At 73.0% G+C, this 15,056-nt stretch carries 11 protein-coding genes; 3 read left to right on the top strand and 8 right to left on the bottom strand.

Annotated elements, in window-relative coordinates:
• Positions 1-26: 26 nt before the first annotated feature.
• The 7 genes from ACWCRA_RS02925 to ACWCRA_RS02955 form a co-directional block, all read right to left on the bottom strand.
• A complete protein-coding gene (locus ACWCRA_RS02925) occupies positions 27-1,250 on the bottom strand; it encodes an ATP-grasp domain-containing protein (protein WP_351559067.1) in 1,224 nt (407 codons plus the stop codon).
• On the bottom strand, positions 1,247-2,269 hold the full coding sequence (locus tag ACWCRA_RS02930; RefSeq protein WP_451066713.1) for an EamA family transporter: 1,023 nt from the start codon (positions 2,267-2,269) through the stop codon (positions 1,247-1,249). The genes ACWCRA_RS02925 and ACWCRA_RS02930 overlap by 4 nt, the downstream gene beginning before the upstream one ends.
• Before the next feature lie 148 nt (positions 2,270-2,417).
• The gene (locus ACWCRA_RS02935; RefSeq protein ID WP_451066714.1) at positions 2,418-3,572 is read right to left on the bottom strand and encodes a saccharopine dehydrogenase C-terminal domain-containing protein; all 1,155 of its coding nucleotides are present in this window, start codon (positions 3,570-3,572) and stop codon (positions 2,418-2,420) included.
• Positions 3,573-3,582: 10 nt separating this feature from the next.
• The gene (locus ACWCRA_RS02940; RefSeq protein ID WP_451066715.1) at positions 3,583-4,632 is read right to left on the bottom strand and encodes a saccharopine dehydrogenase; all 1,050 of its coding nucleotides are present in this window, start codon (positions 4,630-4,632) and stop codon (positions 3,583-3,585) included.
• A 76-nt stretch (positions 4,633-4,708) separates the two neighbouring features.
• Positions 4,709-6,487 (bottom strand): thiamine pyrophosphate-binding protein, encoded by a 1,779-nt coding sequence (locus ACWCRA_RS02945; RefSeq protein WP_451066716.1) that lies wholly within the window; start codon positions 6,485-6,487, stop codon positions 4,709-4,711.
• Positions 6,484-7,188: a class I SAM-dependent methyltransferase gene (locus ACWCRA_RS02950; RefSeq protein ID WP_351559077.1), complete on the bottom strand. Its 705-nt coding sequence runs from the start codon at positions 7,186-7,188 to the stop codon at positions 6,484-6,486. Before ACWCRA_RS02950 ends, ACWCRA_RS02945 begins: the two co-directional genes overlap by 4 nt.
• 786 nt (positions 7,189-7,974) lie before the next feature.
• Positions 7,975-8,793 (bottom strand): AfsR/SARP family transcriptional regulator, encoded by an 819-nt coding sequence (locus ACWCRA_RS02955; protein ID WP_351559079.1) that lies wholly within the window; start codon positions 8,791-8,793, stop codon positions 7,975-7,977.
• Between the two features lie 412 nt (positions 8,794-9,205).
• Here ACWCRA_RS02955 and ACWCRA_RS02960 point away from each other — a divergent pair, with 412 nt between their 5' ends.
• Positions 9,206-10,141: an AfsR/SARP family transcriptional regulator gene (locus tag ACWCRA_RS02960; RefSeq protein ID WP_351559081.1), complete on the top strand. Its 936-nt coding sequence runs from the start codon at positions 9,206-9,208 to the stop codon at positions 10,139-10,141.
• Positions 10,142-10,508: 367 nt separating this feature from the next.
• Here ACWCRA_RS02960 and ACWCRA_RS02965 read toward each other — a convergent pair whose 3' ends face one another.
• Positions 10,509-11,183 (bottom strand): helix-turn-helix domain-containing protein, encoded by a 675-nt coding sequence (locus ACWCRA_RS02965; protein ID WP_351559083.1) that lies wholly within the window; start codon positions 11,181-11,183, stop codon positions 10,509-10,511.
• A gap of 287 nt (positions 11,184-11,470) precedes the next feature.
• Here ACWCRA_RS02965 and ACWCRA_RS02970 point away from each other — a divergent pair, with 287 nt between their 5' ends.
• Both ACWCRA_RS02970 and ACWCRA_RS02975 read left to right on the top strand, forming a co-directional pair.
• Positions 11,471-13,156 carry an FAD-binding oxidoreductase gene (locus tag ACWCRA_RS02970; RefSeq protein WP_351559085.1) on the top strand — a complete coding sequence of 562 codons (1,686 nt, stop codon included), beginning with the start codon at positions 11,471-11,473 and terminating at the stop codon, positions 13,154-13,156.
• A gap of 243 nt (positions 13,157-13,399) precedes the next feature.
• Positions 13,400-14,950: an alpha/beta fold hydrolase gene (locus tag ACWCRA_RS02975; protein ID WP_451066717.1), complete on the top strand. Its 1,551-nt coding sequence runs from the start codon at positions 13,400-13,402 to the stop codon at positions 14,948-14,950.
• The last annotated feature ends 106 nt before the right edge of the window (positions 14,951-15,056 follow it).

The following is a 15,056-nucleotide window of genomic DNA, read 5'->3' on the forward strand; positions in this document are numbered from 1 at the left end:
CCCCGCTCGAACCGGCCGCCGCTCCCTCAGCCGTCGTAGAGGCCGTCGAGCTCCAGCTCGCGCAGGGCGCGGTAGTCGGCCTCCAGGACCGCCTGGTCCGCCGTCGTGAGATAGACCGTGCCCGGGCAGGTCGCCATGTCGACGGTCCGCGAGAGGGCGCTGCCCGCCGGGTGGTTCACCACCAGATGCGCGAAGGACGGCAGCCGCCGGATGCGGTCCCAGCCCTCATCGCCCGGCACCGTGCCCGCCCGGGGCAGGATGAGGTTCACGCACCGCAGCCGGTTCTTGAGCTGGTAGGACACATCGGCCTCGGCGGCGAAACTCTCCGGGGAGGCGATCGAGTAGGCCAGACAGCTCACCTGGTCGGCTCCCACGCACCGGGTCAGCAGCTCCGGCATCTGGCCGCCGCCCAGCCGCGCCCCGCACTCGATCAGGACCGGGCCGCTCCCGGTGAGCATCACCTCGGTGTGGGCGGCGCCGTTGCGGATGCCCAGGGCGTCGAGCACCGACCGGACATACCCCGTGATCTCGCGGACCCCCGGTTCGTCCGGGCCGAGGAGATCCTCGTAGTCGTACACGGACCGGCCGTCCACCGACCGCTTGCGGTAGCACCACACCTCCACCGTGCGGTGCAGACCGTCACGGCTGACGGTGTTGACGTAGTGCTCGGTCCCGGGCAGGAACTGCTGGGCGAGCGCGACGGTGTTGCGCTGCCCGTACCGGTCGACCGAGGTCATGATCGCCGTGTGCGCGGCGGCCACCTCCCCGGTGGTACGGCAGATGAACACATTGTCGGCGCCCGCGCTCAGCACCGGCTTGAGCACGACGGGCCACTGTCCCCGGCCCGAGACCCACGCGGTGATCTCGTCCAGCGACGCCGAGCGGCAGCCCCCCGCCGCCGCCAGGCCCTCGGCCGCGACGGCCCGCTGCATGGCGTACTTGTCGCGCCGGGCGAGGCTGCGCCGGGGGTCGTTGCCGGGGACCCCGAGCGCGGCGCAGAGTTCATCGGCGAGGAGGACACCGGACTCGGCGGCGGCGACCACCGAGTCCACCCCGAGGGAGCGCAGCCGCCGCACGGTGCCGGCCAGGTCACCGGTGTGCCGGAGATCGACCGCGAAGTCCTCGGGCCGGTAGGTGAGACGGGTGTCGGGGAACGGCGACCGGACATGGACGGCGTCCAGGCCGCGCAGCCTCAGGGCGTCCGGCAGCAGCCGGCCCGCGCCGTAGGCGTCGACGATGGCTGTGGTCATGGGGTCGCGCCTCCGCGCTCGTCGTCGGTCCGGTGTTCGTGCGGCGGCGCCGACCGGTCGGCGCCGCCGGGAGGGGCGGACGCGGCCGCCGTGCCGCGCCGGGCCACCACGCCCACGGCGACGAGGACGACCACGCCCACCACACCGGTGAGGGTGTACAGGGAGAAGCGCAGCCGGCCGTCGGCGAGCTGCATCGCGAAGGCGAAGAGCGGCGAGAGGGAGATCAGCAGGGAGGTGGTGATGGGCTCGGTGTACCGGATGCCGACCTGGAGGACATAGATCGGCAGACCGACACCGATGACCGCGACAATGGCCCCGGGCAGCAGCGCCGCCGCCAGCCCGGGCTGGTCCTCCAGCGCCACCAGGACCCAGGCGACGGCGCTCATCAGGACGAACCTGGTGGCCAGCACGGTGTCGGCGGCGCAGCCCGCGTCATGGAGCCGCTTCATGTAGATGATGTTCACGGCCGAGCCCACGGCGCAGGTGAAGGAGAAGACCAGGCCGAGCACGGCGTCCCGGGTGGGCACGTCGCCCAGTCCGCTGCGCCCGCTGAACGATGTCCACATCAGGGCCGCGAGCAGGACCCCGATGGCCACCGACACCACGACCTCGGTGGCCATGACCGTACTGTGGCGGCGCAGCAGGGGACCCGTGAGCGTCATGATCATCGGACCGAGGGCGAGGCCGATGACATTGACGATGGCGGGTTCCAGGTACCAGAGCGCGTAGAACGTCGACATCCAGGTCAGGGCCGTCGTGATGTTGATGGCCACGAGATCGCCGCGGTGGGCCAGCAGGGTGGCGCGCCGGGGGAGGCCGTGCCGCTGCCAGTCGAGACCGGCGAAGAAGACCATGGTGAGGGTGAAGGAGACCGCGGCGATACTGGCCGGGTTGATCACCTCGAAGCGGTTGCCCGCGTACACGTCCATCGCCGCGGTGAGCACCGCGTAGCCGACCAGCGGGATGATGCCCCGGCGGAGGTCGGTCACCGCCGAGGCGGACACCGCCTTCACGTTCACGGCGCCGTCCCCCCGGTGTGCCTCCGCTCGCGGCCGGTCGCCGCGCCCTCCCCGGACGCCACCCGGCCACGGACGGGTGCGCCCGCCGCGCCGGACCGGGCGCACGGCCGGCCCCGCCGCGCGGCGCCCCGGCGGGCGCCCGGCGGCCTCACGCCGCACCGCTCTCGTGGTACGCGATGGTGACCGCGTGCCGCCGGAGGAACTCCAGCCACCGCTCCACCCGCTGCGGATCGTCGGTCGCCCGGTGCAGCCCGGGCTCCAGCCCGCCCGCGGCCACATCGAGGACGCCGCAGGCCAGCGGGGTGGAGACCAGACGGGTGGTGGCGCTCTCCGCCGCATCGCCGGTCGCGTCGAGGACGTACTCCCCGGACCAGGTCCCGCCCGCCTGTCCCCGCACCCGGAGCCGGACGGACATCACCACCCGGTCGTGATCGGCCGCCGTGGTGGGATGGTCCGCCGCCAGTTCCCGGGCGAGTTCGGTGATCTGGGTGTCGGTGGCGTCCGCCAGCCGCGCGAAGACCGGCTTCCAGGCGTCGCTCCAGCCGTCGAGACGCAGGGTCCCGCGGACGAAGGTCTCCAGCCTCCAGGCCGGGGGGATGCCGTACACACCGACGAAGGGGAGGCTGTCCCGGTTGGGGTACACCTCGAAGGTCTCCCCGCCGACCCGTTCCGAAGTGACGGCCTCCCAGGGGCGGGGGACGCATCTCTCGGCACCGCCGCCGATCAGCCGGGCGGGTGTCAGCAGCGCGGTGAGCACGCCGCGCGGCGCCCAGCTGAAGCGGTAGCGGAAGTCGTTGGGCACCGCCGGGTTGCTGCCGCAGTACGAGGTGAAGTCCACCGTGGCCGGCTCCTCGCCGGTCAGCCGCCGCGCCGTCCCGACCAGTTGGTGGGCGAGGAGGTGATCGATGCCCGGGTCGAGCCCGATCTCCGTGAGCAGGACCGAGCCGCTCGCGCCGGCGGCGGGGGCGAGCGCCGCGATCGCCGGGCTGGTGTAGCTGGAGCACACGAAGTGCGCGCGGCGCTCCAGGGCCAGCTCCGCCAGGGCGGGGTGCTCGGTCGCCGGGAGCATCGACACCACGACGTCACCGGCGGCGAGCCGCCCGGCGAGCGCCCCGAGGTCGTACGCGCGCGCCGTGGCCCTGCCCGTGAGCCCGAGCCGCGCCAGGCAGTCCTCGGCCTTCGCGACGGTGCGGCCCCACAGCACGGTCGGCGCGCTCTCGCACACGAGACCCAGGCCGCTTCCGGTGGACAGCCCGGTCCCGATCCAGTGAACGCGTCCCGTCGGGGTGGTCAACTCAGCCATGGGCCGATCCTCACTTGTCGCTCGTCATCGTGCGGAGGGCGTGGTGGAAGTGCTGTTCGCAGCGGCCCCAGACCGCGCCCCGCCCGGCCAGGAGGTCGGTCACCCGCGGCAGCAGATCGCGGGAGAACGCCGCACTCGACTCCCTGGGCAGCAGGGAGGGCAGGTTGTCGATGGCGATCAGGTCCAGCGGCGGGGCGGCGGCCAGCCGGCGGACCGGCTCGGCCCAGTCGGTCACCCGCCGGTAGACGGGCAGCCGGTTGCACGCCGAGGTCACATCGCAGCTGACATCGGAGACCACCGAAAGCCTGCGCCCGGGGTGCCCGAAGTCGGCCCCGGTCAGAAACGGTGTCCCCGGTTCCGAGGCGAGGACGGCGTTGACGAGGAGGTCGTGGCCGAGCAGGGCCTCCCGGTCCAGGTCGCGGGTCTCGGCGACATCCCACGCGGTGGCGGCCACACCGGCCACGGCCAGCGCCTCGCGGGCGCCCCGGCCGGATCTCCCGAGCGCCCCGACGACCAGGGCCCTCGTCGCCCCGGTGGCACGGCCGCGCAGCCGCCCGTCCAGCTCCGGCCGGGTCCAGGAGGCGAGCGGGGCGGCGAGCAGGCCGCGGTGGTGGAGCACGGCGAGCGCGGCGCCCGCGTATCCGGCCCAGTAGCCGAAGGCGACCACCCGCCGGCCCGTCGCGTCGGTCAGATACTCCAGATCGAGGAGGGTGCCCCGGCCGGCGGCGAACCGCCGCAGCAGCGCCGGGCCGCCGTCCTGGCCCTTGTAGGCGTGGCCGAAGAAGACATGGCGGTGGGAGAGCGCGAAGGACGCCGGCGAGGGCTCCTTCAGCCCGAGGACGACATCGTCCGGCGGCGCGTCCGGCCAGGTGTCGGCGGGCACCACACGGCAGCCCGCCGCCTCGTACGCGGCGGCCGGGAAGGCCCGGTTGCCGGACTCCTCCACGGTCACCCGGGTGCCCGCCGCGACGAGTTCGGCCGCGTCCCCGGGGACGAGCGGGGTCCGCTGCTCGGTCACGCCACTCTCGCGGCGCAGCCAGATCCCCGTGCTGGTCGTCATGTGGGCGCACCTCTCCTGTTCGTCGCTCCGCCGCCGGTGCCCGCCGCCGGTGCTCGCCGCCGGGCGGGAAGCGGGGTCAGTGGATGGGCCGGACCGCCGATTCGCCGTCCAGGGCGGCCTGCCAGACCGGAACGGGCGGCGGCGCGTCCATGTGCTCGGGCACGGCGGCGTGGATGACCGAGGGGCCGTCACGGCCCGCCGCCCCGGCGGCCAGTCCGGCGAACTCCTCCCGCGTGCGGGCGCGCGCGCCGTCCAGCCCCATCCCGCGTGCGAGCAGGACGGGGTCGATCGGCCCGGGGTCCACGGCGAAGTACCGCCCGCCCGCGTAGAGATGCTGGATCATCTTGATCCACGCCATCGAGGTGTTGTCCAGCACCACATAGGTGACGGGCAGAGAGAGCCGCTTGGCGGTCTCCCACTCGCCCACCGCCATGGCGACGCTGTTCTCCGTCGTCAGACAGAGGACCCGCTCGCCGGGGTGGGCGACGGCGATGCCGACCGACGCGGGGACGGCGAAGCCCATCGGACCGTGACCCCGGGGGATGACCACCCGCCACCCGTCGCCGGGGGCCTGCCAGTAGCACGACAGATAGGGGGTCGGGGTCCCGGCGTCGCCCACGACCCAGGTGTCCCGCCCGAAGGCGCCGGCCAGCGCCCGCACGATGTCCCGGGGGTGCAGGACCCCGGCCGGCAGGCCCGGCGCGGGCCGCTCGGCGCGGGCCCACTCCCGGCGTACCGCCGCCAGTCCGGCGGCCCGCGCCGAGCGCAGCGGCCCGGGCGCCGCCGGCACCTCCCGCCGGAGCTGCCCGAGGACGGTCCTCGCGTCGCCGACGAGGGCGACCCCGCCCGGGTAGTTCCGCCCCGCGCGTTCCTCGTCGGTCTCGATGTGCAGGACACGCGCGCGGTCGCGGGCGGGTGCGGTGAAGCCCAGGGTGTCCGTGGCGTTGGCCCGGGTGCCGACGAACAGCACCAGGTCGCTCTCCGCCACCCGGGCGTTCGCGTAGTCGCGGGCGCCGTTGCCCCCCACCACCCCCAGGGCGAACGGGTGCGCCTCGTCGATGACCCCCTTGCCGTGGATGGAGGTGGCGACGGGGACGGCGGCGTGCTCGGCGAGCCGGGCCAACTCGCCCCCGGCGTCCGAGAGATGGGCTCCGCCGCCCGCCACGACGACGGGCCGCTCGGCCGCCGCGAGCCATGCCGCGGCCCGGCTCACCGGGCCCGGCGGTGCCGGGAGACGCAGGCCCGGCACGGCGGCGGTGCGGACCCCGGCGGGAGCGGCGGGCCCCGGGGCCGTCCCCCGTGGCGCCGGTTCCCCGGTTCCCTCCAGGACGTCCTCGGGCAGGATCAGCACGACCGGTCCGGGCCGCCCCCGGGTGGCGGCGGCGATGGCCTCGTCCACCAGGGCGGGGATGTCCGCCGTCCGCTCCGCGCTCCGGCGCCACTTCGTACAGGCGGCGAACAGCCGCGGCTGGTCGATCTCGCTGATGGCCGCGGTGCCGTGACTGCGGCGGCTGTTGTCCGTGGTGATGGCCAGCAGCGGAATACTGGAAGCGAACGCCTCGGCCATTCCTCCGGCCAGATAGACCGCGCCCGCGCCGCTGGACGCCTCGCAGACACCGATGCGCCGCGTGGTGCGCGTATAGGCGTCGGCCATGAAACCCGTGTGCCGTTCGTCCCGCGCCAGGACGTGGCGAACGCGGCCCCTCCGGCGCGACAGCACGTCGTAGAGGGCGATGCTGGTGTCTCCCGGAAAACCGAACACCGTGTCCACACCGTGCTCCATCAGGGCGTCGACGAGCAGCTCCGCGCCGTTCCTCGCCCCGTCGTCCGGCCCGCCGCCGGTATCCCCGCTCAACGTCGCACGTATCCGTTCATGACGGCCCTGATCCGCTCTCCGGACACGGGGCGCTGATAGCGGAACTGATCGGTCTCCGTGTGGTCGAACCCCGATGCCAGCGCCTGCCGGCTCATATAGGCGGCCGAGAGCCAGTGGAATCCATTCACCTTCGGGGCTTTCTGGTACGGGGAACCGTCGTTCGGGGCGTCGTTGGACGCGATGAGCGAGGCGAGACCGGAGCGGGAGCCCTTCCGGGGTCTCAGCCAGGACCGTATGCGTCCCAGTACGGGAGTCAGGCCCTCCCGTTCATGGTGGAGATGGCCCAGTACCCCGTCGATGTAGATCACCGACCACGGCTCGTCCGGCTCCCACTGGTAGATGTCGGCACAGTGGGCGTCGAGCCCCTTCCTGACGGCCAGCGCCACGGCGTCCTCCATGGCGTCGATGGCCAGGACGCGGAAGCCCTTCCGCGCCACCTCGGCCTCGACGGCGCCGTTTCCGCATCCCAGGCTGAGCAGACCGCCGCCGTTGCGCTCCAGTTCGGCGGTGAGCCGTCCGCCTATCCAGTCGCGGTATCCGGGGCAGTACGTCGACGGGGTGACCGAGTCGTCGCGGCTCCCGCCGTTCTCCCAGATCTCGAAGATGTTCGGTTCGCCCCGACCGGCCGGCGTATAGAAATCGACCAGGTCCTCGTGGTTCTTCGCCGTGACACGTGACACCCTTTCCCCCCAGGAATCGGACACGCATGCGCGGTCGCGGAAGTATTCCGCGCGCGGCTGCGCGGACTGTGGTGAGTGTGTGCGCTGCATGAGCGTGAGTGAGCTGTGAAATCCCGGCATGCGCATGCCGGCCGTATCGGGGCGCGCCACAGCGACTCATGCCTTGTGGGCGCCGCGCGGGATCACCTGTGACACCCCTCGCCGGCGTCCGGCGGGCGGCGTCGTTCCTGTCCGCCCCTGGAACAACCGGGCGGCGATGCGGTGCGTTTGTTTCGGTTGGGGCAGGAACCGGCGCACTCGATCGGTGATGTGATCGAGACGTCGATCCTTTGCGCCCCGTGAATTCCTCTCTGCGCGATGAGGGTCACACTCGACATCCGGCCAGGCGTCCGCAAGCGTGCCATTCACGTCAGGATGGCGTCAAGAGAAGGGAATCCGCGTGGCTGGAAGATGTCTGGTGCGGCCAGAAGCGCGCCGCTTCTCCTTTATGATCGCCAAAAGGCGAACCATGGAAATGGAAAGATCTCTTCGAGCGCATTACCCGGGGGTCAGGGGAACGCCGCGGAACCGCCGGGCGCGGGGCGGCGGCCCTGATCATGGCGCTGACATGCGGGACGGATCGCCGGGCGGGGCCGTGCCGCCGTGTGGCCCCCGCCCGTCCGCCCTCGGCCCCGGGGGCCGGCACGGCGAAACGGAACCGGCCGGGGGGGGCGCCGGCGGGGGCCGGCGCCCGGCTTCCGGTCCGGCGGGCGCGGCCTCCGGGGCGCGCCCCGGCGCGGGGCGGCGTCAGTGGTGTTCGGAGGAGCGGACCGGGCCCGGCCCGCCGCGCCAGGGGGCCGGCCGCGGGGCTTCGAGGGAGGGGCTGCCCGCCCTGATGGCCTGGTGGAGACGTTTCATGCGCGGTACGGGCGCGATGCCGAGCGAGTCTCCCAGCACGCCCCGCAGCCGCCGGTAGACACCCGCCGCCCGAGTCGGCTGTCCCGATCGGTAGAGCGCCACCATGAGCTGGGCGTGGATGTTCTCGTGGGTCGGGTGGAGCATCGACAGGGAGTGGAGTTCCGCGAGCAGTTCGCGGTGCCGGCCCAGCGCCAGTTCCGCTTCGATCCGCTGCTCCAGCACACCCATCCGGGACTCCTCCAGCTCCACGAGGTGAGGGGTGCTCATCGGCCCGGTCCGGACATCGGAGAGGGCCGGTCCGCGCCAGAGGGCGAGTGCCTCCGTGAACAGATCGGCGGCGAGGGCGGCGTTTCCCGCGGCGGCTTCCCCGCGGCCCTGCTTGGCCAGATCGACGAAGCGGGTGCGGTCGAAATCATCCGGCGGGATTCCCAGTTGGTAACCCTGGACTCTGGTGACGAGGGATTCACTGAGATCCGTCCGGGATGTGCGCAGCGCCTGACGGATCTGCAATACATAGGTCTGCAGGGTCGACATCGCGCTCCTGGGCGGCTCCGAGCCCCATAATTCCCTGATGCAGTCCTCGGCCCGGACCATATGGTTCGCGTTGAGCAGGAGGAAGGCAAGCAGCTGGCGCGGCTTGGGGGCGCTGGGAAGCAGGTTCGTCCTTCCGTCCAGGAGCACTAAATCTCCCAGAACTCCTGCTTCCATGGAAATCCCCCGTGGTATGACTCGCGCCGTGTGCGGTGAGCAACTCGCGGCGCGCCGGAAAAGCTTGTGGTAATGGTTCCCACTGGTGGAGAACGTTTCTGTGGATTTTATGTGCAGGAATTGAACGTGTCAATCGTCCGGCGTGATATGCCGGGAACTCTCGGGCCGGTCGGCCGGCGTGTTTTCCCGTGCTGCCGTGTGCTGCCGCTCCTCCGCGCGCCGCCGCCTCCCCGGCGGCGTGGCCGGCCCCGAGGCGCCGCCCCGGGGGCCGGGGCCCGGCGCTCCGGGCCCCGGGGACCCGCGTACCGCCGGAACCCGTTGGGCCGCCCGGCGCGGTCACCGGACACTGGGATCACGATGACCGTGCCGCGTCCCGCGCGGAGTTGGGTCCCGATGTTGTGATGGGGGTTTCATGGAGTTCGGCGTACTCGGACCGCTGCGCGCTGTCGATGCCGGTGTCAGCAGAGCGCCCACCGCGCCCAAACAGCGGCAGATGCTGGCGCTTCTGCTGCTCAACGCCAACCATGTCGTATCGGTCGCGCAGTTCCTGGAGGAGCTGTGGGAGGGTCGCCCGCCGTCCAGCGCCGTCGCCGCGGTGCACACCTACGTCATGCACATACGCAGGACTCTGGGTGCCCGGCCACGGGTGTGCCCCACCGCCCCCGAGCGGCTCCACACCCGTGACCAGGGATACGTCCTGGAGGTCCGCCCCGGGGAGCTGGACCTCGCCCGGTACCGGGACCGGCTGCGCGCGGCGCGGAAGGCGGCGCTCCGGGGCGACATCCCCACGGGAGCGGCGGAGCTGTCGGCGGCCGAGGGGCTGTGGCACGGGCCGCTGCTGGTCGATGTGACAGCCGGCCCGCTGCTGCGGTCCAGTGCCGAGGCGATCGAACGCGACCGGCTGAGAGCCGTCAGCTGCCGGATTCGGGCCTTCCTCCTGCTGGGCCGCCACCATGAACTGCTCGGGGAGCTGGCGGCCCTGGTCCATCGGCACACCACCGACGAGGATCTCGCCGCCAGCCTGATGCTCGCCCTCTACCGGTCGGGCCGTCAGGCGGATGCCCTGACGGTCTTCCACCGGCTGCGGCACACGCTGCGCGAGGAGCTGGGAACGTCGCCCTCTCCGCGCGTCCAGCAGCTCCACATGGATCTCCTCGCCGCTCATCCCCGTGTCGAGAAGCCGTCCGGCATCCACTGCGGCCTCTCGCTGAATCTGCTCACCGACCCCCTCCAGGACGGAGCGGGACCCGCGCTGGGGCCGGGCCGGCCCCCCGGGACGGTGGACACGGACGGGGCCCCGTCCGCGGGCAGCGGCCCCATGTCCTTCGCGGGACAGCAAGGAACGTGATGCGCGGGGCGCACCCGTGCGGCATCATCGCGCGGCTCCGGGCGACCGCGTGCGGGGACCGGGGAAGGCCCCCGGGGCGGCCGGACCGGTGCGCCGCCGGGCTGGGTATGGCTTCGCCCCCGGCCGGGTACGGCGCCGGTCCGTGCCCGACACCTGGCCCCCGGTCCGGCTCCGGTCCGGCTCCGGCCCTATGCCCGTGCCCGGCCCGGGCTCCTCCGACCGGTCCCGGCCGGGAGGGCGGACCTCCGCCGGAGTCAATGATCACCCGCGTGATGCCCGGCGGCCCGGCTGCGCCCCGGCCGCGTCCGGCCGACCGGCCCCGGCGGGGCGGCCGGGCCCCGGCCACCAGCTCCGGCCACCGGCCGGGTCAGCCCGCGCGGCGGAGCGTGGCCGTGTCCGTGCCCTCCCGGCGCATCAGCTGCCGTATCCGCTGGGCCATGGCCACCCGGCGGACCCCGGCCGGTAACTCCCGTCCCAGGCGGGGCGGTTCCGCACGGCTGAGGGCGTCGCGCACCGCGCGGGTGTGGACGGGGTCGGTTCCCACGAGCCGGGCGTGCGGGAAGCGCTCGCCGAGACGCCAGCGCAGTGCCTCGGCGCGGTCCCCGATCAGGACCGCGCAGACACCCCGGTCGGCGGTGGCGACCAGGACGGCTCCGAGCGAACTCGTCCCCACCGCGTAGTGGATCGCGGTCCCGCGCCCACCGGAGCGGAACGACCCCGGTGTCATTCCGAGGATGTCCGCGGAGACCGCGTAGAAGCGTCCGTTGGAGTTGAACCCCGAGTTGTAGATCGCCTCGGACACCGTGTCGGCGCGCCGCAGCTCGGCCCGCACCCGGCGGGCCCGGCCCGCCGCCATGTACTCGTGGGGAGTGACCCCGGTGAATGCCTTGAACATCCGGTGGAAGTGGAACCGGCTGTAGCCCGCCGAGCGCGCCAGCTCGTCGAGGCTCGACACCGCGTCCGACGCGTCCATCAGCCGGCACACCCGGCAGACCACCGCACGCCAGTTCTCGTGGTCGTCGTTCATGAAGTCGGCTCGCATCGTCGCTTCCGTCGCTCGTGGCCGTTCCCCGGCCGCCGGCCCGCTCCGGGAGTTCCGGGCGCGTCACGCCGAACCGCCGGGCGGCGGACCGACAAGGGGCAGGGGGCAGGGGGGCTGGGGGCCGGGCGGGCCCGGGGCAGCCCGGTAGCCGCACTGTCGCAGTGGCCTCTGAAGGATCGAGCCAGGCCGCTCCTCCGCCCCGGTGACCGAGAGAGCAAGATCCGGAGCGATCGCGTGGACACGTGCCGCCTAAGGTCGCCTGCATTCAGGTGAGAGAGGGGATATCCATGGGGCAGGACGAGCGTGGACTCGAACGGCGCAGGCTGCTGACCACCGGCGCCGCGGTCATCACCGGCGCGGGACTGGCCGCCGCCGTTCCGGAGCGCGCGGCGGCGGCCGGGCGCCCGGGCACGCGGACGGTCGTGCACCCGGCGGTGGCGGTCACCCCGGGCGACCAGCGCTACCCGGACCTCGTCCGGGGCTGGAACCAGCGCTACATCGGCACTCCCGACACGGTCTACCTGGTCAGACACACCGACCAGGTGGCGCAGATCGTGCAGCAGGCGGTCACCGCGGGCAAGCGCATCACGGTGCGGAGCGGTGGACACTGCTGGGAGGACTTCGTCCACCACCCGGACATCAAGGTGATCGTCGACATGTCCGAGATGAACAAGGTGGATTACGACCCCGCCCTGAACGCCTTCTCCGTCGAGGCGGGCGCCCAGATCCTCGACATCTACGAACAGCTCTATCTGAGGTGGGGGGTGACGATCCCCGCCGGCACCTGCTTCCAGGTCGGGGCGGGCGGCCACGTCAGCGGCGGCGGCTGGGGCCTGCTGCTGCGCAAGCACGGCCTGGTCATCGACCATCTGTACGCCGTGGAGGTGGTCACCGTGGACGCCACCGGCACCGTGCGCACCGTGATGGCCACCCGCGAGGCCACCGACCCGCACCGGGATCTGTGGTGGGCCCACACCGGAGGCGGCGGCGGCAGCTTCGGTATCGTCACCCGCTACTGGTTCCGCAGCCCCGGAGCCACCGGCACCGCTCCGGCCGCGCAGTTGCCCAAACCCCCGGCGGAGGTGCTGATCAGCGCCGTCTCCTGGCCCTGGGCAGGGATGACCGAGGCCGGCTTCAAGCGGCTGGCACAGAACTTCGCCGAGTGGAGTGTGGCGCACAGCGGGGCGAACGATCCGAACTCCGCGCTCTGTGCCTCGCTCTCGCTCAGCCACAAGTCCAACGGCCAGATCGGTCTGTTCACCCAGGTGGACGCCACGGTTCCGAACGCCGCGCAGCTGCTCTCGGACTTCATCGCCGCGATCGGTGCCGGTGTGGGGACGCAGCCGGGAGCGGCGACGACGCGCATGGGTGAGTACAGCGCCATGCCGGAGATGGCCTCGCCGCGCACGATGCCCTGGATGCAGGCCACGCGCTACATAGGTCTGGCGAACGCGACGGGCAACGATCCGACGCTGAAGGGGGACTTCAAGTCGTCCTATATGCGCAGCGCGTTCCCCGCGTCCCAGCTCACCGCCCTCTACCACCACCTCACTCGCACGGACCTGGGCAACCCCACCGGAGGCGTCTCGCTCACCTCCCACGGCGGCAAGGTCAACACGGTCCCCGCCGCGGCCACGGCCTCGGCGCACCGCGATTCGGCCTTCAAGCTGGCCTGGATGATCTGGTGGAGCGACCCGGCCGAGGAGGCGGGGTGCGTGCGCTGGGTACGGGAGTTCTACGCTGACGTCTACTCGGCGACGGGCGGCGTTCCGGTGCCCAACGCGGTCACCGACGGCTGCTACATCAACTATCCGGACGTCGATCTGAGCAGTCCGCTCCACAACACGTCACAGGTGCCGTGGCACGAGCTCTACTTCAAGGGCAACTACCCCCGTCTCCAGACGGTGAAGGCGGCCTACGACCCCCTGAACGTCTTCCGCCACGCCCAGTCCGTCCGGCTGCCCGGCACCTGATGCCCGGGCGGCCGGCCTCCGGCCCCATGAGGCCGGCCGCCGAGGGCCGGGCCCCTGATCCCCGGGGCCGCGAGGGCCGGGCCGGCGGCGGCACCCCGTCGTGGCCGCGCCGCTGATACAGAACGGATGGGTGGCCGCCACCGTATCCGTTGCGTGGTGGATGCGCGGGCGGTCCACGGTGGAGAGGTCCGCGCACGCCGTGGACCTCCCCACCACCATCCCCTCGCACGGAGGCTTCTTCTCGTGTCACCGATCACCGATCACCGCAGTGAGCAACCCGGCCCCGTCGGGGTCGCGCGCCGTCGCGCCCTGGCCGTCGCCGCGGTGGTGCTGGCCGGGTTGCAGGCGAGTACGGGCCTCGCCGCCGCGCGGCACGGCGGGCCTCCCGCCGGGGCGGGACTCCACTGGCGGCTCTGCTCGACGGCGGCGGTGGACTGGCCGGTCAGGAACGACACCCGCACCGAGTGCGCCGAGCTGAGCGTACCGATGGACTACCGGAAGCCCGGGGGCCGGAGCGTCACGATCGCGGTGAGCCGTGTCAGGGCCACCGAGCCGACAGCGCGGACGGCGCCCATCGTGTCCGTTCTCGGCGGACCGGGGTTCTCCAACATCAGCGACTCCGCGTCGATGACCCAGCGCGGACTGGCCACGCTCAACACCGACCACGACGTCATCGGACTGGACCTCCGGGGGTCGGGGTACAGCGAGCACGTCACCTGCGCCGAGAAACCGATGGCCGAACCCGCGCCGACGGCACCGGAGAAGAAGGTCAAGAAGGCAGTCTTCGACCAGCAGGCCGAGTTCAACAACCGCTGCGCCGCCGTCGATCCGGCGTTCGTACGGCAGATCACCCCGGAGAACGCGGCCCGCGACATCGACCGCCTGCGCGCCGCGCTCGGCGCTGAGAAGATCAACTTCTATGGGGCCTCCTTCGGCACCGCCATCGGAATGGCCTACCACTCCCTGTTCGACCGCCGCACGGAACGCATGTGGCTGGACTCGGTGATGCCTCCGACCCGCCACTGGCCCACGATGGACGCCGAAACGGAGGCGTCCGGCCGGGGGAGCGCCGCGCCGTTCGTCACCTGGCTGGCCCGGCGCGACGCCGAGTACCACCTGGGCGCCGACGAGTCCACCACCCGCGGGCGGCTGGGGGAACTGCGCGGTGAGCTGGAGCGGAAGCCGCGCACCAGCGGCGGGGCGCGCCTGGACGGGTACTGGGCGGTCGAGCAGTTCACCCGCCCCCAGGAGGAGTGGCCCGACGCGGCGAGGAACCTGGTCGCGGTGCGCGACGGCGGTACGCCCCCGACACCCCCGGCGCCCCGGGCCGCGGCGGCGGCCGCCGCCGCGGCGGCACCGGTGCGGCCCCTCGGGCTGAGCAGCCCGCGCAGCCGCTTCAACGTGCTCCAGTACAACGCGATGTTCTGCAACACCGCCCCCGCGAGCCGGGGGTTCGGGGACCTGTGGGCGGCCCGCGAGGCCCGCCGCGCGGCCGATCCCCTGACGGGAGGGACGGAGTTCAGCCCCTGGTGCGCGAAGTGGCCGCTGAACGCGCCGGCCGCCGAGCCCGCGCACGGCACCAGCGCGCTCCAGCTCTCCGGCCACCTCCACGAGATCGTCACTCCCCACACCTGGGCCGAACAGGCCAGGGACGCCACCGGAGGCACCCTGCTCACCATCCTGGACGACGGGCACGCCTCCCTGCCCTCCTCGCCCTGCGCCGAGAAGGCGGTCACCTTCTTCCGCACCGGGCGGAAGGCCGAGGGCACCTGCGGCGGTGGCCAACAGCCCTGACGGAGCGACCGGCCACACCACCGGGTCCGGGCGCGGGGGGCCCGCGCGCCCGCCGGTCCGCCCGCACCGGCCACCGCCCGCCGGGCGGGCCCGCGCGAGCGCGGCC

The organism is Streptomyces sp. NPDC001889 (assembly GCF_053594535.1).